This window comes from Halomonas colorata (assembly GCF_014897985.1).
In the GTDB taxonomy this organism is placed as follows: Bacteria; Pseudomonadota; Gammaproteobacteria; order Pseudomonadales; family Halomonadaceae; genus Vreelandella; species Vreelandella colorata.
The window spans coordinates 17,087-35,637 of record NZ_JABUZA010000015.1; the positions used below are offsets into that span (position 1 = coordinate 17,087).

Annotated in this window: 17 protein-coding genes and 2 tRNA genes; 5 read left to right on the plus strand and 14 right to left on the minus strand. The window is 55.9% G+C overall.

All coding sequences use genetic code 11. From position 1 onward, the window contains the following. From folK to INT33_RS09565, 5 genes are all read left to right on the plus strand, one after another. The gene (folK, locus tag INT33_RS09545; protein ID WP_193091752.1) at window positions 1-501 is read left to right on the plus strand and encodes a 2-amino-4-hydroxy-6-hydroxymethyldihydropteridine diphosphokinase; all 501 of its coding nucleotides are present in this window, start codon (window positions 1-3) and stop codon (window positions 499-501) included. A gap of 172 nt (window positions 502-673) precedes the next feature. Further along, window positions 674-1,465, plus strand: coding sequence for a 3-methyl-2-oxobutanoate hydroxymethyltransferase (gene panB, locus INT33_RS09550; RefSeq protein ID WP_193091753.1), 792 nt, complete (start codon window positions 674-676; stop codon window positions 1,463-1,465). A 41-nt stretch (window positions 1,466-1,506) separates the two neighbouring features. Continuing rightward, the gene (panC, locus tag INT33_RS09555; protein WP_192537954.1) at window positions 1,507-2,376 is read left to right on the plus strand and encodes a pantoate--beta-alanine ligase; all 870 of its coding nucleotides are present in this window, start codon (window positions 1,507-1,509) and stop codon (window positions 2,374-2,376) included. A 26-nt stretch (window positions 2,377-2,402) separates the two neighbouring features. After that, window positions 2,403-2,783 (plus strand): aspartate 1-decarboxylase, encoded by a 381-nt coding sequence (gene panD, locus INT33_RS09560; RefSeq protein WP_018917549.1) that lies wholly within the window; start codon window positions 2,403-2,405, stop codon window positions 2,781-2,783. A gap of 242 nt (window positions 2,784-3,025) precedes the next feature. Beyond that, window positions 3,026-4,204: an acetyl-CoA C-acetyltransferase gene (locus tag INT33_RS09565; protein WP_192537955.1), complete on the plus strand. Its 1,179-nt coding sequence runs from the start codon at window positions 3,026-3,028 to the stop codon at window positions 4,202-4,204. 86 nt (window positions 4,205-4,290) lie between these two features. Here the strand turns inward: INT33_RS09565 and INT33_RS09570 are convergent, their stop codons facing one another. From INT33_RS09570 to folP, 14 genes are all read right to left on the minus strand, one after another. Next, window positions 4,291-5,460, minus strand: a complete 1,170-nt coding sequence (locus INT33_RS09570) for an MFS transporter (protein WP_192537956.1) — start codon at window positions 5,458-5,460, stop codon at window positions 4,291-4,293. Between the two features lie 141 nt (window positions 5,461-5,601). Then, a complete protein-coding gene (gene pnp, locus INT33_RS09575; protein WP_193091754.1) occupies window positions 5,602-7,764 on the minus strand; it encodes a polyribonucleotide nucleotidyltransferase in 2,163 nt (720 codons plus the stop codon). A 185-nt stretch (window positions 7,765-7,949) separates the two neighbouring features. Next, window positions 7,950-8,219, minus strand: a complete 270-nt coding sequence (gene rpsO, locus INT33_RS09580) for a 30S ribosomal protein S15 (protein ID WP_018917553.1) — start codon at window positions 8,217-8,219, stop codon at window positions 7,950-7,952. A 192-nt stretch (window positions 8,220-8,411) separates the two neighbouring features. Further along, complete coding sequence (gene truB / locus INT33_RS09585; RefSeq protein ID WP_192537958.1) at window positions 8,412-9,332, minus strand: tRNA pseudouridine(55) synthase TruB; 921 nt, start codon at window positions 9,330-9,332, stop codon at window positions 8,412-8,414. Beyond that, window positions 9,332-9,742: a 30S ribosome-binding factor RbfA gene (gene rbfA / locus INT33_RS09590; RefSeq protein WP_018917555.1), complete on the minus strand. Its 411-nt coding sequence runs from the start codon at window positions 9,740-9,742 to the stop codon at window positions 9,332-9,334. Before rbfA ends, truB begins: the two co-directional genes overlap by 1 nt. Window positions 9,743-9,760: 18 nt before the next feature. Further along, a complete protein-coding gene (gene infB, locus INT33_RS09595; RefSeq protein ID WP_193091755.1) occupies window positions 9,761-12,307 on the minus strand; it encodes a translation initiation factor IF-2 in 2,547 nt (848 codons plus the stop codon). Window positions 12,308-12,334: 27 nt separating this feature from the next. Then, window positions 12,335-13,849, minus strand: a complete 1,515-nt coding sequence (gene nusA, locus INT33_RS09600) for a transcription termination factor NusA (RefSeq protein WP_192537960.1) — start codon at window positions 13,847-13,849, stop codon at window positions 12,335-12,337. 73 nt (window positions 13,850-13,922) lie between these two features. After that, on the minus strand, window positions 13,923-14,381 hold the full coding sequence (rimP, locus tag INT33_RS09605; RefSeq protein ID WP_193091756.1) for a ribosome maturation factor RimP: 459 nt from the start codon (window positions 14,379-14,381) through the stop codon (window positions 13,923-13,925). 310 nt (window positions 14,382-14,691) lie between these two features. Beyond that, window positions 14,692-14,768: transfer RNA gene (locus INT33_RS09610), tRNA-Met, on the minus strand. A 171-nt stretch (window positions 14,769-14,939) separates the two neighbouring features. Beyond that, window positions 14,940-15,026 (minus strand) — tRNA-Leu (locus tag INT33_RS09615). A gap of 32 nt (window positions 15,027-15,058) precedes the next feature. Next, window positions 15,059-15,418: a preprotein translocase subunit SecG gene (secG, locus tag INT33_RS09620; RefSeq protein WP_192537961.1), complete on the minus strand. Its 360-nt coding sequence runs from the start codon at window positions 15,416-15,418 to the stop codon at window positions 15,059-15,061. Between the two features lie 4 nt (window positions 15,419-15,422). Continuing rightward, window positions 15,423-16,172 (minus strand): triose-phosphate isomerase, encoded by a 750-nt coding sequence (gene tpiA, locus INT33_RS09625; protein ID WP_192537962.1) that lies wholly within the window; start codon window positions 16,170-16,172, stop codon window positions 15,423-15,425. Between the two features lie 78 nt (window positions 16,173-16,250). Then, window positions 16,251-17,600, minus strand: coding sequence for a phosphoglucosamine mutase (glmM, locus tag INT33_RS09630; protein ID WP_192537963.1), 1,350 nt, complete (start codon window positions 17,598-17,600; stop codon window positions 16,251-16,253). Continuing rightward, window positions 17,597-18,511 carry a dihydropteroate synthase gene (gene folP, locus INT33_RS09635; RefSeq protein ID WP_441676344.1) on the minus strand — a complete coding sequence of 305 codons (915 nt, stop codon included), beginning with the start codon at window positions 18,509-18,511 and terminating at the stop codon, window positions 17,597-17,599. Before folP ends, glmM begins: the two co-directional genes overlap by 4 nt. Window positions 18,512-18,551 lie beyond the last annotated feature (40 nt).

Sequence of the window (18,551 nt, forward strand, 5' to 3'; positions counted from 1 at the left end):
ATGACAACGTTAGCGCTGGCGTATATTGGTCTGGGTAGCAATCTTGACGACCCTATTACACAAGTACGCCAGGCTATTTCGGCGCTTGCCACCCTGCCGCTTAGCAAGCTTCACGGCACCTCCTCGTTGTACGCAAGCCGCCCGGTTGGTCCTCAAGACCAGCCCGATTTTGTGAACGCGGTCGTCGCCCTGAAAACCTCACTTTCCCCGCTCGCCCTACTTGATCAGCTACAGTCGTTAGAGCAGCGCCATCGGCGCAAGCGCGAGCGTCACTGGGGGCCGCGCACGCTGGATCTGGATTTACTGCTTTATGACCAGCAGACAATTGCCTATCCGCGCTTGAACGTTCCTCACCCGCATATGCATGAGCGAGCCTTTGTTCTGGCGCCTCTGACTGAGCTTGATACCACGCTAACTCTTCACCAGCAGCCGCTAAGCCACTGGCTGGATAACATTGCCAACCCCGGCATTCAGCGTTTAGTCGAAGATGGCCCCGGCTAAGCGGCTATCTTGTTACGCAGGCCTCGACACACAGCGCTCGACCGGGTAACAATCGCCTATCTGGCAACAAGCCGAGCTAACAACATATCGAACTAGCAGCATACCGAATTCGTGATACTAATAATGGCTGGGTGCCTATGCCGCACCGGCCCACGACGATAGAGAACATGCCATGAAACCCGTTACCCTGAGCACGCTACAGGCCTATAAGCGCGCTGGTGAAACGTTTAGTTGCTTAACCGCTTACGATGCCTCTTTTGCCCAAGCGGCTAGCCACGCTGGTATCGACGTGCTTCTGGTCGGTGATTCGCTCGGCATGGTGCTCCAGGGGCATACCAGCACGCTTCCCGTGACGGTCGACGATATTTGCTACCACACCCGCTGCGCCGCACGCGGCAAAGGCCATAGCCTGTTGATGGTCGATCTGCCCTTCATGAGCAATGCGTCTACGCAGCGCATGCTCGACGATGCCGCCGCGCTGATGCGTGCCGGCGCCGAACTTGTAAAGGTAGAAGGCGAAGCCTGGATGGCCGACGGCATCCATGAGCTGACGCGGCGCGGCGTGCCCGTTTGCGCTCATCTTGGCTTAACGCCACAAGCTGTCTACCAGCTGGGTGGCTATAAGGTACAGGGCCGCGAAACAGCCCAGGCAGAGCGGATTTTAAACGATGCCAAAGTGCTGGTTGAAGCCGGCGCCTCGGTTATATTACTCGAGTGCGTACCGGCAAGCTTAGGCAAGGCAATAACCGAAGCGCTGGAAGTACCGGTTATCGGCATTGGAGCAGGCTCCGAGACCGATGGACAGATACTGGTCATGCACGATGTGCTCGGCGTGACCCACGGCCGCACTCCGCGGTTTGTGAAAAACTTCATGGCTGACGCGGACAGCATTCAGGGCGCGTTTCAGGATTATCATGAAGCGGTCAAAACCCGCACCTTCCCTGCTCCCGAGCACTGCTTTTAATCGACCGATTCCCTCACGACGCCAGAGCATACGACACGACTATGCACACTTTGCGAGAGATTAACGACCTACGCAGCACGCTGCGTGACTACCGAAAGCGCGGTCAGCGGATCGCGCTGGTACCTACCATGGGCAATCTTCACGCCGGGCATTTAGCGCTGGTGGCGGCCGCACGCCAGCATGCGGATATCGTGGTCGCCAGCCTGTTTGTGAACCCCATGCAGTTCGGGCCTAACGAAGACCTGGATGGCTACCCGCGCACGTTTGCCGACGACCAGGCAAAGCTTACCGATGCCGGGTGCGACGTGCTCTTTTCACCCACGGTAAGCGCTCTTTACCCCCATGGGCTGGCTTCGCAAACCCGCGTTCACGTACCTGACGTGGGTGAAGGACTGTGCGGTGGTTCACGCCCCGGGCATTTTGACGGTGTGTCTACCGTGGTCACCATGCTGTTTAATCTGGTTCAGCCAGATATTGCCTGCTTTGGTGAAAAGGACTATCAGCAGCTAGCCGTTATTCGTAAGTTTGTTCGCGACCTACACATGCCCATCGAAATTATCGGCGTGCCGATCGTACGGGCTGAGGATGGGCTTGCGCTTTCATCGCGTAACGGCTATTTAAGCGCCAATGAGCGTGCGATGGCACCTACGCTTTACCGCATCTTGTGCGAACTGCGTGACGCGCTGGAACAAGGCGAACCGGCCGAAACCGCTCTTGGCCGAGGGCTTGCGCGGCTTGTGGATGCGGGCTTTACCCCCGACTATCTGGAGCTTCGCGATACACAGTTAAAGCCTGTCAGCGCCACAACGCGCGAGGCGGTGCTGCTAGCCGCCGCCAAACTGGGCCCCGCCCGCTTGCTCGATAATCTCAGCGTGCAGCTACCTTCTCAATCAACCACGTCTCACCACTAGGCAGCCTTCGCCGCCCAGGAGTTGTTATGCAAACCATTATGCTTAAAGCCAAGCTACATATGGCGCGTGTTACCCATGCCGTGCTGAATTACGAAGGGTCCTGCGCGATTGATGGCGACCTGCTGGATATGGCGGGTATTCGTGAAAACGAACAAATCCAGATCTACAACGTGGAAAACGGTGAGCGCTTTACCACCTACGCCATTCGTGGTGAAGAAGGCTCACGATTAATCTCGATTAATGGCGCGGCGGCACATTTAGCGGCTCCCGGCCATCGGGTCATTATCTGCAGCTACGCCCACTATTCAGAGGCCGAGCTTGAACAGCACCGTCCGGCACTGGTGTATTTGCAGGAAGGCAATCACGTAAGCCATACCAGCCACGCGATTCCAGTGCAGTTGGCTTAAATCGATTCAAGGGCAGTTGGTTTAAACCGATGCCAGTGCAGCTGCCTTAAACCATAGGCATTTAAACGGGCCATCACGGCCCGTTTTTTATTTGTGTCCAAAAGCGTATTGCCGCAATGCACAACCATCCCCTATGCTGAGTAGTACAGCTGACACAAAAGGTAGGTAGCGTACGTTGCTACACGCTAAAAACAAAATAGCCATCACAGGCGGTCTGCCTTACTCACGTTAGGAGTCATATCATGCAAGAAGTAGTCATTGTTGCGGCTCGCCGCACCGCGGTCGGTTCCTTTGGAGGATCACTTGCGGGTATCCCTGCAAGTGATCTTGGCGCGTTAGTAATTAAGGATATCCTTGAATCAACCGGCGTTTCTCCCGACCAAGTTGATGAAGTGCTATTAGGTCAGGTACTGACTGCAGGCGTGGGCCAAAACCCAGCCCGCCAGGCGGCTATTAAGGCAGGCCTGCCGGCTTCTGTTCCTGCTATGACCATTAACAAAGTATGCGGCTCAGGCCTAAAGGCTTTACACCTTGCCACACAAGCGATTCGCTGCGGTGATGCGGAGCTGATTCTGGCCGGTGGCCAGGAAAACATGTCGGCGTCTCCCCATATACTCCCCAATTCGCGTAATGGCCAGCGTATGGGCGATTGGAAAGCTATTGATAGCATGGTGCATGACGGCCTTTGGGATGCCTTCAACGATTATCATATGGGCATTACCGCCGAGAACCTGGCTGAAAAATATGGCATTACCCGCGAGCAAATGGACGAGTTTGCCGCCCAGTCGCAACAAAATGCCGCTAACGCTATTAAAGAAGGCAAATTTAAAAGCCAGATCGTGCCGGTTGAAATCCCTCAGCGCAAAGGCGATCCCGTTGTGTTTGACACTGACGAGAACCCGCGCGAAATTACCGCTGAAAAACTTGCCGGTATGCGTCCGGCGTTCAAAAAAGACGGCACCGTTACCGCGGGTAACGCCTCCTCATTGAACGATGGTGCGGCTGTCGTGATGATTTGTTCGGCAGAAAAAGCCAAAGAATTGGGCCTTGAGCCGCTAGCACGCATTGCGGCTTACGCTAATGCAGGCGTAGATCCGGCCATTATGGGTATCGGCCCCGTACCGGCTACCCGCCGCTGCCTGGAAAAAGCTGGCTGGAGCCTTGATGACCTGGACTTGGCAGAAGCTAACGAGGCATTTGCAGCCCAAGCACTGGCGGTGCAGAAAGAGCTGGGCTGGGACATGTCCAAAGTCAACGTCAACGGCGGTGCGATTGCCTTAGGCCACCCAATTGGGGCTTCCGGTTGCCGCGTGCTGGTATCGCTACTTCATGAAATGATTGCCCGTGATGCCAAGAAAGGCTTGGCAACGCTGTGTATCGGCGGCGGTCAGGGGGTAGCGCTGGCGATTGAGCGCCCCTAAACCCCGGAAGTCGCAGGCGATAAAACGCCAATGCCCCTGTCACTGACAGGGGCATTTTTATTTGGCGAATGCTGAACATTTAATACTTAGCGATGCTTTTCACCCACAATCCGCGAAGGCGTTCGCCAGACCAGCAGCGCGCCTAGCAAGAACAGGCCCGATGCGGCCCACATGGTAATGGGCAGACTGGTGGCATCGACAACGCGGCCACCAACCATCGCGCCCAACCCAATGGAGAGATTGAACACAAAAGCCATCAAGGCAGTCGCCGCTTCGGTATTAGGCGCCGTACGTAAAATCCAGGTCTGAATACTCACTGATACGCTACCGAATACCGCCCCCCAGGCCATTAACAGTAAAACGCCACTAGTGGGCTGCACGCCGAGGAGCGGGAAGACCGCCACGACCAGCAGCAATAGGCTCGGGATCGCTAGTACGGCGCGATACGGGTGCCGCCCGGCAAACATCCCCGCTGCAATATTCCCCAGGATACCCGCCGCCCCATACAGTAAAAGCAGACTACCCACATGGCGCTGGGCAACACCGCTTATTTCCTGAAGGATAGGGCTGATAAAGGTGTACGCTGCAAAGTGGCCTACGACCACAAAGCCCGTGGTTAATACGGCTACCCTGACGCCACGATTACTAAACTGCTGAGCCAGCACCTTCAGGCGGACAGGCTCTCGGGGCGGCAGGGGCGGCAGCCAGTACCACAGCGCTAGCGCGGTTAACAGGCTGAAACCACCCAGGGCTGCAAACGCGACCCGCCAGTTGCTTAGATCGCCCAACAAGGTACCCAAGGGCACGCCAAGTACCGATGCGGCTGCCACACCGCCAAAAATAATGGTCATGGCCTTGGGCACTTTGTCGCTGGGCACCAAGCGCGGAGCGATACTACCGGCCACGGCCCAGTAACCGCCGATGCTGATGCCCACTAGCACTCGGGCGGCCAACAGCAGCATAAAGCTACTGGCCATCGCCGAAAGCACGCTACCGATCACCATCACGCCCATAAGCAGCGTCAGCATAATGCGCCTGTCCAACCGGCCGACCGCCACGGGCAGTAGCGGTGCTGAAAAAGCAGCGACCACGCCCGGTACGGTAACCATCAAACCAGCAACACCCGGCGTCACGTCCATGGATGAGGCCACCTGAGATAGCAATCCAATAGGCAGTTGCTCAGCGGTTACCAATAAAAAAATGCCAATCATCACGGCGACCACTGCCCACCAGCGCGGTGCCTGTTCCTTTTCCATGCTTACTTCCTTCTGACAAAAACTGCCTATCCACCAAACGTTGTTTCAACCAACGTTCTTTTAATCAGCTTTCATTTAATCAAACAACGCCGCCCCCGCAGCCAGGGGCTACGGGGGCGGCATGGGCAACCTCGCGGTGGTTTATTCCGCGGCGTTCTCACCTTCAGCGGCAAACGCTGCTTTCTCTTCTTCGGTGATCTCTTTGATCGAGAGCTTCACGCGGTTGCGGTTATCGATGTCGAGCACCTTCACAATCACGTCGTCGCCTTCGTTGAGGAAATCGCGTACGTTGTTAACGCGCTCGGTAACGATCTGTGAAATATGCACAAGACCATCGGTACCCGGCATGATGTTCACAAAGGCGCCGAAGTCAGCAATACGCACGACTTTACCGTTATACAGCTTGCCAATTTCCGCTTCCGCAGTAATCGCCAATACGGTATCGATGGCTTTTTTCGCCGCCGCTTTGTCTTCGGCGTAGATGCGCACGGTGCCGTCGTCATCAAGGTCGATAGACGCGCCGGTGTCTTCGCAGATCTTACGAATGGTGGCGCCGCCTTTACCAATAACGTCACGGATCTTGTCCGGGTCGATCTTGATAGTGGCCATGGAAGGTGCATTCTCGGAGACGTCGGTACGGCTCTGGCTGATGACGATGTTCATCTGCTCAAGAATACCCAGACGCGCTTTGTGGGCTTGCTGAAGCGCGGTCTCCATGATCTCTTCGTTGATGCCTTCGATCTTGATGTCCATCTGCAGGGCAGTAACACCCTCTTCTGAACCGGCCACTTTAAAGTCCATATCGCCAAGGTGATCTTCATCACCCAGGATATCGGTCAATACTGCGTAGCCGTCTTCGTCTTTCACCAGCCCCATGGCGATACCCGCCACCGGTGCTTTCAGCGGTACACCCGCATCCATCAGCGCAAGCGAGGAGCCACATACCGACGCCATGGAGCTTGAGCCGTTGGACTCAGTGATTTCCGATACCACACGAATGGTGTAGGGGAAGGCTTCTTCAGACGGCAGCATGGCTTGAACACCACGACGCGCCAGGCGGCCGTGGCCGATTTCACGACGTTTCGGGCCGCCCATGAAGCCCGCTTCACCTACCGAGTAGGGAGGGAAGTTGTAGTGCAGCATAAAGCGGTCTTTACGCTCGCCTTCCAGCGACTCGATCAGCTGAGAGTCACGCAGGGTACCCAGTGTTGCCACTGCAATCGCCTGGGTCTCACCACGGGTGAACACCGCCGAACCGTGAGTCTTGGGCAGCACGCCCACTTCGATAGCCAGCGGGCGCACGGTGAAGTTGTCGCGGCCGTCGATGCGCGGCTCACCTTTTACAACGCGTGAACGTACAACGCGCTTTTCAAGACCGGCAAAGGCACCTTTTACTTCGTCTTTGCTGAACTTGTCGTTAACCGGCTCGCCTTCAATGGCTGCAAGCTGCTCGATCGCCTGCTCTTTCAGAGCTGCAAGAGCGTCCTGGCGCTGCATCTTGTCGGTGATGCGGTAAGCGTCGCCCACCTGAGCTTCAAACGCGTCCGCGATGGCGGTTTTCAGCGCCACGTTCTCAGGGGCTGGCTGCCAGTCCCAACGAGGCTTGCCAGCCTCTTGAACCAGTTCTTTAATCGCGCTGACCGCGACCTGCATTTCCTGGTGGCCAAACAGTACGGCACCCAGCATTTCGTCTTCCAGAAGCTCTTTGGCTTCGGACTCGACCATCAGCACGGCGTTTTCAGTACCGGCAACCACCATGTCGAGCTCAGAAGTCGCCAGTTCTTCAACGGTCGGGTTAAGGAAATAACCCTGCTCTTCGTTGAAGCCAACGCGCGCAGCACCAATCGGGCCGTTGAACGGCACGCCGGAAATGCTCAGTGCAGCGGAGGTGCCCAGCATCGCGGCAATATCCGGATCGTGGTTACGATCAGTGGACAGAACGGTACAGATAACCTGCACTTCGTTCATAAAGCCTTTAGGGAAAAGCGGGCGGATCGGACGATCGATCAGACGCGAGGTCAGGGTTTCTTTCTCGGTCGGGCGTCCTTCGCGCTTAAAGAAGCCGCCGGGAATTTTACCTACTGCGTAGGTTTTTTCCTGGTAATGAACCGAGAGCGGGAAAAAGGGCTGGCTGGGGTTGGCTTCTTTGCGCGCCACCACGGTACACAGCACAACAGTATCTTCCATGGTGACCATAACGGCACCAGTGGCTTGGCGAGCGATACGCCCGGTTTCTAGCGTGACGGTGCTACGACCGTACTGAAACGTTTTTTTTACCGGATTCACGGCGACTTCCTTTAACATTAATATCTACTTGTCTATTCGTTTGGGTCGTTTTGACTCGTCACCATTCTAGGCGCTGTAGCGCCTTAGGGCTACCAGAAACCCAAAATCACCGGGCGCAAAGACCTTGCTCAGTGACTGACAGGCATAAAAAAACGGGCAGCTCACAAGGAGCTGCCCGTTTCTCAATCTTCGCCAACAATAACTTAGCGGCGCAGACCTAAACGCTGGATCAGAGACTGATAGCGTTCGAAGTCTTTACGCTTCAGGTAGTCCAGCAGTTTACGACGCTGGTTTACCATACGGATCAGGCCACGACGCGAGTGGTGATCCTGCTTGTTGGTTTTGAAGTGGTCCTGCAGGCCATTGATGTTGGCGCTCAGCAGTGCAACCTGTACTTCAGGGGAACCGGTATCGTTATCGCCGCGGCCGTATTCGTTGACGATTTCGGCTTTAGTTTCAGCGGTTAATGCCATCTGTCTCTCCAGTAAGCAATATGCCTAAAATTTAATGGGTGAGACCACGCATATTTGCAGTCTCAGGCGACTCTTTACAACGTGCTGTTTCAAGTACTGCTTCAAGTACCGTTTCCAGCACTATTCCCAGTACCGTTTACAACACTAATTTTGCGTAAATCGCTACATCCTTGCAACGTTTTACCCAAGCTCTTACGAGATAGCGACGGTACTTAACAGCCGCTTGGGCGCTACTTCCTGAGCACCTTTTACAACACCGAGGCCGATAAACGTCTCGGCATAATAAAGTCTTGCCAATGCATCGGGGGCCAGCGTACCAATACTCAAGTTGGCCGATTGACCGTGGGCTAGGCGCCCGTAAGCCGTTTCGTCCACCTCAAGCGTCGGCAGATGATCTACCAGCACATCAGCGGGCATTAATTCAGCCTCACGCGAGGCCTGATCAGCCAATGCTTCAAGCGCTTCCAGCGTCCACATTGCATCGCCCGTAAAAGGCCCTGTCTTGAGCCTGCGGAGCTGGCTGATGTGAGCACCACACCCAAGCGCCAAACCGATATCTTCGGCCAGCGTGCGGATGTAAGTCCCCTTACTGCAGGTGACTTCAAGCTCGAAGGCTTCGCCGTCAAACGCAAGCAGGCGCGCATCATACACGCTTACCCGCCGCGCTGCACGCTCTACCTGCTTACCCTCGCGGGCCAGCTCATAGAGCTTTTTGCCCTGATGCTTGAGCGCCGAATACATCGGCGGCACCTGATCGATCTCACCGCGAAAGCAAGCAATAGCAGCTTCAATATCATCCGCTGTTAACGTCGGCACATCGCGGCGCTCAATCACTGTGCCTTCTGCATCGCCGGTGTCGGTGATCACACCCAGTTCAACGCGGGTGCGATACATCTTGTCGGCTTCCAGCAGGTGCGCGGAGAACTTGGTGGCCTCGCCCAGGCAAATCGGCAGTAAGCCGGTTGCCATGGGGTCCAGCGTGCCGGTATGTCCAGCTTTTTGGGCCTCGAACAAACGACGCACACGCTGCAGGGCATGGTTGCTGGAAATGCCCTTGGGCTTATCCAGAAGCAATACACCATTGACCGGTAAACCGCGACGGCGACGGGCCATTAGCGCGTCTCCTCACCTTGATCAGAATCACCCTCTTCATCTGCTTGACGAGCCCGATCAGTCGACACAGCCTCTTCAATCAGCGAAGAGAGGTGCTGCCCACGCACCACGCTCTCATCGTAATGAAAGCGTAGTTCAGGGACATGGCGTAGCTGAATACGTTTGGCAATCTGGCTTCTCAGAAAACCAGCGGCGCGCTTAAGCACCTGAAGGTTCTCCTTGATACGCTCGGGCTCCTGTTCACCCAGCAGGGTGACATAGATATCGGCGTAACCCAGGTCACGGCTAACGGTCGCGCCGCTCACTGTGATCATGCCCAAACGCGGGTCTTTGACTTCGCGCTGAATAAGTACCGCCAGCTCCTTTTGGAGCTGGTCGGCTACTCGGTCGGTACGCTTAAATTCGCGCATGGTTGTCTCCTCGCGGCCTTACAGGCTGCGCTCGACTTTGACTTGATCGAAGACTTCGATCTTATCGCCGACCTGGACATCGTTGTAGTTCTTCACCCCGATGCCACACTCAACGCCATTACGTACTTCCTGGACGTCGTCTTTATAGCGGCGCAGCGACTCGAGTTCACCTTCGTAGATGACCACGTTGTCACGCAGTACACGGATGCGCTTGTTACGGAACACTGAACCTTCGACGACCATACAGCCGGCCACCGCACCGATCTTCGGCGCACGGAACACGTCGCGTACTTCGGCAACACCCACGATTTCTTCTTTCCACTCCGGCGCGAGCATACCGCTCATCGCCAGCTTGACTTCATCAATCAAGTGGTAGATGACGCTGTAGTAGCGCAGATCCAGGCCTTCACGCTCGATGATCTCGCGGGCAGCAGCGTCGGCACGCACGTTGAAGCCGACCACGATGGCCTCACTGGCCAGCGCCAGGTTGGCATCGGTACCCGTGATACCACCGACACCGGAAGAAACCACCGCCACTTCCACTTCACTTGTGGAGAGCTCTTCCAAGGCACCTTTGATAGCTTCGAGCGAACCTTGTACGTCGGCTTTAAGAACGATGTTGACCTTGGCCACTTCGTCCTGGCCCATCTGGCTGAACATGTTTTCAAGCTTGGCTTTCTGCTGACGCGCCAGGCGTACTTCGCGGTATTTGCCTTGACGGAAGTTAGCCACTTCACGGGCTTTCTTCTCATCGGCAACGACCATGAAGTCGTCACCGGCATCCGGCGTGCCGTCCAGACCCTGGATCTCTACGGGCATGGCGGGACCGACGTTCTCAACCTGTTGGCCAAGTTCGTTGGTCAGCGCACGTACACGGCCGTAATGCAGGCCTGCCAGGACGATATCGCCTTTTTTCAGGGTACCGTTTTGGACCAGTACGGTAGCAACCGGACCGCGGCCGCGATCAAGGCGTGACTCAACGACCACGCCTTTACCAGGTGCCGACGGTACCGCTTTAAGCTCAAGCACTTCAGAGACCAGCTGGATGGCTTCCAGCAGCTCTTCGATGCCGTCACCGGTCTTGGCGGAAACGTGAACAAACTGAGTATCGCCGCCCCACTCTTCGGAAATCACGCCATGCTGCGAGAGTTCGTTACGAATGCGGTCAAAATCGGCGCCCTGCTTATCAATCTTGTTCACCGCCACGACCATGGGTACTTCGGCCGCTTTGGAGTGCTCGATCGCCTCAACAGTCTGGGGCATGACGCCGTCATCGGCAGCTACCACCAGAATAACCACGTCGGTTGCCTTGGCACCACGAGCACGCATGGCGGTAAACGCAGCGTGACCAGGGGTATCCAGGAAGGTCACACCACCGTGATTGTCCTCAACGTGATAAGCACCGATGTGCTGGGTAATACCACCCGCTTCGCCGGTAGCTACTTTGGCGCGACGAATGTAATCAAGCAGCGAGGTCTTACCATGGTCAACGTGACCCATGACGGTAACCACCGGTGAACGCGTGATCTCTTCGCCTTCGTAGGAGATGCCTTCGAGCATTTCCGTTTCCAGCGCGTCATCTTTCACCAGTTTGACCTTGTGACCCATCTCTTCCGCCACGATCGCTGCAGTATCCTGATCGATGGTCTGGTTGATAGTCACGGCCGCGCCCATGTTAAACATGGCCTTGATCACTTCGTTGGCTTTGATCGACATTTTGTCGGCCAGATCAGCAACGCTGATCGACTCAGGGATCGATACTTCACGCACGATCGGCTGGGTCGGTTTCTGGAAGCCATGCTTGCCGTTGCCGCTCTGGCTTGCGCCACCCCGACGACCGCCACGACGTTCGGCGCGTTTTACTTTCTTCGCGCCACCGCCACGCTTACGCTCTTCGCGATCGCCACGGTCATCGTCGTCGTCACGACCTTTCTTCTTCGCAGCAGCCTTCTTGGGCGGCGCGGTACGACGGTCGGTACGACCTTCTTTCGGCGGCGCTGGTGGCATATCTTCTGCCGGAGGCGTGTCGTCGATCTGAAGCTCGGGCACTTCCACCTTGGGCGCAGGCTTCGGCTCAGCCGCGGCTTTCGCTTCGTCTGCTTTACGCGCTGCGTCTTCAGCGGCCTTGGCTTTGGCAGCGGCGGCTTTTTCTTCGGCTTCACGCGCGTCGCGAACTTTACGTTCAGCTTCGGCTTCAGCCATATCGCCTACCAGCTGGCGCGGGCCAGAATGCTTGGGCTCAGCGGCTTTCGGTTTATCTTCTTCGGCGCTTTTAACGTACGTTTTCTTCTTACGTACCTGCACTTCGATCGTTTTGCCACGCTCGCCGGTTTTAATACGGCTGCGCGTTTTACGGGTCAGCGTGATACGGTTTTTACTTGTATCAGTCTCGCCGTCGCCGCCATGGCTTTTCTTCAGAAAGCTCAGCAGTTTCTGCTTGTCTTCTTCAGACACGGCATCGCCTTCAGAGGCGTGCTTAAGGCCAGCTTCTTTCATTTGTTCCAATAGGCGGGGCACATCACGGCCCACCTTTACTGCAAAATCTTTAACTGTCATATCTGACATAGTGACCCTCCTCAGCCCGTGACCTGTTTACTGTGTGTTCGAATCCGATGCGTTATCGTCTTCAAACCAGGGCGCACGGGCAGTCATGATCAGTGCCGCTGCGCGCGCTTCGTCCAACTCCTCGATATCGACCAGATCGTCGACAGACTGCTCGGCGAGATCTTCCATGGTGATAATGCCGCGGCTGGCCAGCGTGAACGCCAGATGACGCTCCATACCGTCCATTTCCAGCAAGTCGGCTGCTGGCTGAGCACCATCTAGCGCTTCTTCCGAGGCAATCGCCATCGTCAGCAGCTCGTCTTTAGCGCGTGCACGCAGCTCTTCAACCAAATCTTCATCGAATTCTTCGATTTCAAGCATCTCTTCAAGCGGCACGTAGGCAACTTCTTCCAAGGTGGTAAAGCCTTCTTCCACCAGCAGGCGGGCGACATCATCGTCGATACCCAGATGCTGAATGAAAGAATCCACCAGACTATCAATTTCCTGCTCACGCTTGGATTCGGCCTCTTCCTCGGTCATCACATTGATACGCCAGCCGGTAAGCTCGGATGCCAGGCGTACGTTCTGACCGCTACGACCAATTGCCTGTGCCAGGTTATCCTGTGCAACGGCAACGTCCATTGCGTGGGCATCTTCGTCGACAAGGATAGACCCAACATCGGCAGGCGCCATGGCGTTAATCACCAACTGGGCGGGATTGTCGTCCCACAGCACGATATCAACACGCTCATTTTGCAGCTCGGATGAGACCGCCTGAACGCGCGAACCGCGCATACCTACGCATGCACCCACCGGGTCGATGCGTCGATCGTTGGTTTTAACCGCAATTTTGGCACGTGAGCCGGGGTCGCGGGCAGCCCCTTTAATTTCAATCAGCTGTTCAGCAATTTCAGGTACTTCAATTTTGAACAGCTCGATAATCAACGCGGGATTGGTACGCGACAGCTGAAGCTGAGCGCCCCGTGCATCCGGGTCAACTTTGACCAGCAGTGCGCGAACCCGCTCATTCATGCGGTAACGCTCACCGTGGATCATTTCATTACGCGGCAGGAATGCCTCGGCATTCTCGCCCAAATCGATAATCAGGCCGTCGCGGGTGGTCTTTTTAACAATACCGGCCACCAGTTCGCCTTCGCGGTCAGCGTATTGACGCACCACTTCAGCGCGCTCGGCTTCACGTACTTTTTGTACGATGACCTGCTTCGCCGTTTGGGCAGCAATACGGCCAAACACCGCATTTTCAATCTTTTTCTCGACAACGTCGGCCAGTTTTAACGGCGGATCGCGCTGTTCGGCGATGGTTTCTTTGATTTCGTAATCTGGCGTTTCGAATTCGTCATCTTCTACTACAGTCCAGTAGCGGAAGGTGTCGTATTCCCCCGTGCGACGGTCAATATGAACCCGCACGTTGGCTTCTTCATTCTCAAAACGCTTGCGTGACGCGCTCGCAAGAGCGGCTTCTACCGCCTCAAAGATGACATCCCGGGGGACGCCTTTTTCATTAGAGATCGCGTCAACGACCATTAAAATTTCTTTACTCATGCGTTTGCCTCGCCAGAAAACCTGTCCTTTTTGTGCATCACCCCGGCAGCCTGCCGGCAGCGCCGCCACCCGGTTAATCGAACTGCGGTACGATGTGCGCCGAATCGATACTTTCGATGGGAAAGCAGTATTCTTCGCCATCCAGCTGTATCAGTACCTCATCACCCTCGACACCCGCCAAGAGCCCCTGGTATTTACGCCGACCATCAAACGCAACGCGCAGCTTAAGCGCGACATGATGGCCTTGATAGCGAATAAACTGATCCAGGGTATATAAGGGGCGTGCCATACCGGGCGAAGAAACTTCCAACCGGTACTCACCGGGGATGGGGTCTTCCACGTCCATCACAGCACTGACTTGGCGACTAATATCGGCGCAGTCTTCCACATTGACACCACTTTCGCGTTCGATGTAGATCACCAGCCGCGATTGCTTGCCCTGGGAAAGATGGTCGATACCCCACAGTTCAAAGCCCATGGCGGAAACGACAGGTTCTATTAGTGCATGTAGCGCAGCGTGTTTTGTGGCCACAGACAAAGCTCCTATAGCCGTTGCATCAGGCACCTGGCCAGGAGTTATAAGAAAAGCTAGGTGGCTGATTGGCGTTACCCGGAATGTGTCTCCGGCAACTCGGACGATATCCGCTCTTGAGACACTCTTGTTAACAAAAAGCTTGCTAACAAAAAGCCCCTTCACAGGAAGGGGCTTTTCATAAGAAACCTGTAATACCATTTTAGCAACATGTGACAGACTTATTGCCTGTAACGGGTGACCTTGTTGGCAGATCATTTAAAACACATTCTGCCAGGCAAACCGTTTAGCTAACATGCTACTAGAATAATGGTAGCGGGGACCGGATTTGAACCGATGACCTTCGGGTTATGAGCCCGACGAGCTACCAGACTGCTCCACCCCGCATCAATCTAGGTCGACGATAATAGACACTTGAACCACTTACGTCAAGCTATCTTTTCGTCTCAGGTGCCAAACCTGCTCTCTTTAGCAAAATGTTTTTTGACGAAACAATGCGTTTTGACAAAATACAGCTTTGAAAAAGAATCTGGGAAGCTGGCGAGCCAGCGAATCAGATGGTGCCGAAGGCGGGACTTGAACCCGCACGACCATACGGTCACTACCCCCTCAAGATAGCGTGTCTACCAATTCCACCACTTCGGCATCAGGGGAGGCTATAGAAAGCGACATCACGATTACTCGCTGCTTTCCTCTAGCACTGGCGCGGTATTATCCACACTTGCAGGGCTATCGTCAAGCGTTGGAACGCTTCGCTGTTGCTCGATCAAGCGCGAGTCTGGAATACCGGCTTCCGGCGCCTGTCCTGCTTGCGTTGCAAAGTAGGCAAGCGCCATGGAGGTCACGAAAAAACCTGCTGCCAGAATACCCGTAGTAGTCGACAAGAAGCTGCCGCTACCCCGAGAGCCAAAGACCGTTTGTGAGGCACCGCCCCCAAACGCAGCGCCGGCTTCGGCACCTTTACCCTGCTGAAGCAGGATCAATACAACCAGGGCGACCGCAATCACCACGTGGACCATAAGAATTGCAACTTGCATGGCGTTATCCTGCTGACTGACAAATGGCGTAGAAATCGTCGGTTTTGAGCGAAGCACCGCCCACCAAACCGCCGTCGATATCCGGCTGGGCAAGTAGCTCAGCCGCATTTTTTGCATTCATGCTGCCGCCGTAGAGCAAGCGTAACTGCTCGGCGAGCGTTGTACTAAACCCTGCCTGGTAGGCTCGAATACCGGCCATCACTTCCTGAGCCTGCTCCGGGGTCGCTGTGCGCCCAGTACCAATCGCCCATACGGGCTCATAGGCAATCACAACCTGCTGGCGCTGCTCAGGCTCCAGGCGTGCCATAGCGTAACCGACCTGGCGCAATACCACGTCCATAGTCTGCCCTGCATCACGCTCGGCAAGCGACTCTCCTACGCACAGGATCGGCTTAAGCCCTACATGAAGCGCGGCTAACAAGCGATCAAACACCTGTTCGTCGCTTTCGCGGTAAAGCTCGCGCCGCTCGGAATGGCCGACCAGTACGTACGTCACGTCAAACTCCTGGAGCATCCGGCCGCTCACTTCACCCGTATGCGCACCCGAGCCATTAGGGTTAAGCGTTTGTGCGCCAAGCTGAAGCGGTGTATTGCGAAACGACTGACGCGCCGCCTCCAGATAGGGAAATGGCGGAATAACCACAATCTCCAGAGCCTCCGGCAACGACACGTCAGCAAACGCGCTGCCGAAATCATTGATCAGTGCCGTGGACCCGTTCATTTTCCAGTTACCGGCAATTAATGGCGTACGCATCGACTCTCCTCACTCCAGGTGGAGCGAAATGGTATAGGAGCCGCCTTGTCAAGACAACCGCTGGCAAACACAACTGGACTAATTGAGCAAGGCTTGAACCTGATCAGCCAGCCCCTGAGCCAGTTGATTCACATTCAAGTGCTCGCGTCCTTCCACCATCACGCGAATCAGCGGCTCAGTACCCGAGGGACGCAATAGCACCCGCCCCTGATCACCCAGTTCTTTTTCCAGCGCAGTGACGGCCTCCTGCAAAGCGCTTGAGGCCATGACGTCGCGCGCCTGGGTTCCGGCAGGTAAGCGCACATTAACTAACGCCTGCGGCGTTTTTTCCAAGCCCTGAAGCAGTACTGGCAATGATTTCTGCTCACGCATCATCAGCGCCAGCACCTGCAGAGCGGCCACAATCCCGTCACCGGTGGTTTGCACATGGCTACACACGATATGCCCAGAAGCCTCGCCACCCAACTCCCAATGATTAGCCGCCATCATCTCCATGACAAAGCGGTCACCCACCTTGGCGCGCTTAAACGGAATACCCAGCTTCTCAAGCGCCACGGCAAGGCCGAAGTTACTCATCAACGTGCCGACGACGCCACCATTAAGCAGGCCGCGCTCATGGCGGTCGCAGGCGATGAGATAGAGGATGTCATCGCCATCCACTTCACGTCCGTCAGCATCGACCAGCAGCACACGATCGCCGTCACCATCAAAGGCAATCCCCAGGTCAGCGCCCTGATGAATAACCGAGGCACGTAGGGCCGACGGATGCGTCGAGCCCACCTGGTGGTTGATATTCACCCCGTCAGGCGAGGCGCCAATCACACTGACCTCGGCCCCCAGCTCGCGAAAAACACTGGGCGCAATGTGGTAAGTCGCGCCATGAGCGCAGTCCAGCACCACTTTTAAACCATGCAGGCTCAAACGGTCCGGCAGCGTCGATTTACAAAACTCAATGTAGCGCCCGGCCGCATCATCAATGCGCGCTGCCTTCCCTAGCTGCGCTGCTTCAGCGGTGGTCAACGGCGCCTCCAGCATCGCCTCAATGCGGTCTTCCGTCTCATCAGGCAATTTCTTGCCTTCTGCCGAGAAGAACTTGATGCCGTTATCGTCAAACGGGTTATGGGAAGCTGAGATCACGATACCTGCATCAGCGCGGAAGGTGCGTGTCAGGTAGGCAATGCCCGGTGTCGGCATTGGCCCCAGAAGCGAGACATCAACCCCCGCCGCCGAAAGCCCAGCCTCAAGCGCTGACTCAAACATATAGCCAGAAATGCGCGTATCTTTACCAATTAGCACGCGCGTACGACCTTTTTCGCGACGCAGCACCTGGCCCGCTGCCCAGCCAAGCTTAAGCATAAAATCAGCGGTGATGGGTGACTGCCCGACCGTACCGCGAATTCCATCGGTACCAAAATAGCGTCGTGTCATGGGTGTCTTTCCTCATTAAACGGCATTTCGCAACCCTCTTGGAGTACTGCCCAGGCCATATTAACGGCATCTACCGTCGGGCCTACATCGTGTACGCGTAAAATCTTGGCGCCACGTTCAACGGCCATGGCAGAAAGCGCCAAGCCGCCGGCCAGACGCTCCTCTACGGGCCGTCCCAGCACTTTGCCAATCATGCTTTTGCGCGACATTCCCACCAGCAGTGGCAGGTTAAGAGACTGTAGCGCGTCCATATTTTTTAACAGGCGCAAATTATGCTCAACCGTCTTGCCAAACCCAAAGCCTGGATCCAACAGTAACCGGCTGCGCCGCAGGCCAGCAGCCTCACACTCAGCTACTCGCTGGGCCAGATAGCTGGCAACGGCCTCTTCTACCGGCTGATCATAAGAAGGCGCCTGCTGCATATCCTGAGGCTCACCCTGACGGTGCATTAAACACACGGGGAGCCCGCTGCTAATCGCAGCCATCAAAGCGCCTTCACGCTCAAGCGCACGCACATCATTAATCATCCCCGCACCTAATGCGCTTGATTCGCGCATCACCAGCGGGCAGCTGGTATCCACCGATATCAGCGCATCCAACTCACGTACTAGCGCCTCTACCACTGGGGCAACACGATCAAGCTCCTCCTGAGCCCCCAGTGCGCTGGCTCCAGGGCGCGTGGACTCTCCGCCCACGTCAATAATCGCCGCGCCTTCGGCCAGCATCCGCTCGGCGTGGCGCAGTGCATCGTCCAGCGCCACGTGTCGGCCACCATCAGAAAAAGAGTCGGGCGTGACATTCAAGATCCCCATCACCCGGGGAAAAGACATATCCAGTGAATGACGCCCGCAGCGCATATGAACATTATCATTCATTTCTGGAGAGTTAGGAGGGTAGATTATTGATTTCATGCTGCTACCTATAAAAAAGAAGCATTGCTACTTGCCTGCC

Coding starts and splice junctions, on each gene's coding strand:
- pnp (WP_193091754.1), bottom strand. CDS start 7,764: ATGTTAAAGGAAGTCGCCGTGAATCCGGTAAAAAAAACGTTTCAGTAC.
- folK (WP_193091752.1), top strand. CDS start 1: ATGACAACGTTAGCGCTGGCGTATATTGGTCTGGGTAGCAATCTTGAC.
- tpiA (WP_192537962.1), bottom strand. CDS start 16,172: ATGCGTACGCCATTAATTGCCGGTAACTGGAAAATGAACGGGTCCACG.
- rbfA (WP_018917555.1), bottom strand. CDS start 9,742: ATGCGCGAATTTAAGCGTACCGACCGAGTAGCCGACCAGCTCCAAAAG.
- glmM (WP_192537963.1), bottom strand. CDS start 17,600: ATGACACGACGCTATTTTGGTACCGATGGAATTCGCGGTACGGTCGGG.
- panB (WP_193091753.1), top strand. CDS start 674: ATGAAACCCGTTACCCTGAGCACGCTACAGGCCTATAAGCGCGCTGGT.
- folP (WP_441676344.1), bottom strand. CDS start 18,511: ATGAAATCAATAATCTACCCTCCTAACTCTCCAGAAATGAATGATAAT.
- secG (WP_192537961.1), bottom strand. CDS start 15,418: ATGCAAGTTGCAATTCTTATGGTCCACGTGGTGATTGCGGTCGCCCTG.
- nusA (WP_192537960.1), bottom strand. CDS start 13,849: ATGAGTAAAGAAATTTTAATGGTCGTTGACGCGATCTCTAATGAAAAA.
- infB (WP_193091755.1), bottom strand. CDS start 12,307: ATGTCAGATATGACAGTTAAAGATTTTGCAGTAAAGGTGGGCCGTGAT.
- truB (WP_192537958.1), bottom strand. CDS start 9,332: ATGGCCCGTCGCCGTCGCGGTTTACCGGTCAATGGTGTATTGCTTCTG.
- panC (WP_192537954.1), top strand. CDS start 1,507: ATGCACACTTTGCGAGAGATTAACGACCTACGCAGCACGCTGCGTGAC.
- INT33_RS09565 (WP_192537955.1), top strand. CDS start 3,026: ATGCAAGAAGTAGTCATTGTTGCGGCTCGCCGCACCGCGGTCGGTTCC.
- panD (WP_018917549.1), top strand. CDS start 2,403: ATGCAAACCATTATGCTTAAAGCCAAGCTACATATGGCGCGTGTTACC.
- rpsO (WP_018917553.1), bottom strand. CDS start 8,219: ATGGCATTAACCGCTGAAACTAAAGCCGAAATCGTCAACGAATACGGC.
- INT33_RS09570 (WP_192537956.1), bottom strand. CDS start 5,460: ATGGAAAAGGAACAGGCACCGCGCTGGTGGGCAGTGGTCGCCGTGATG.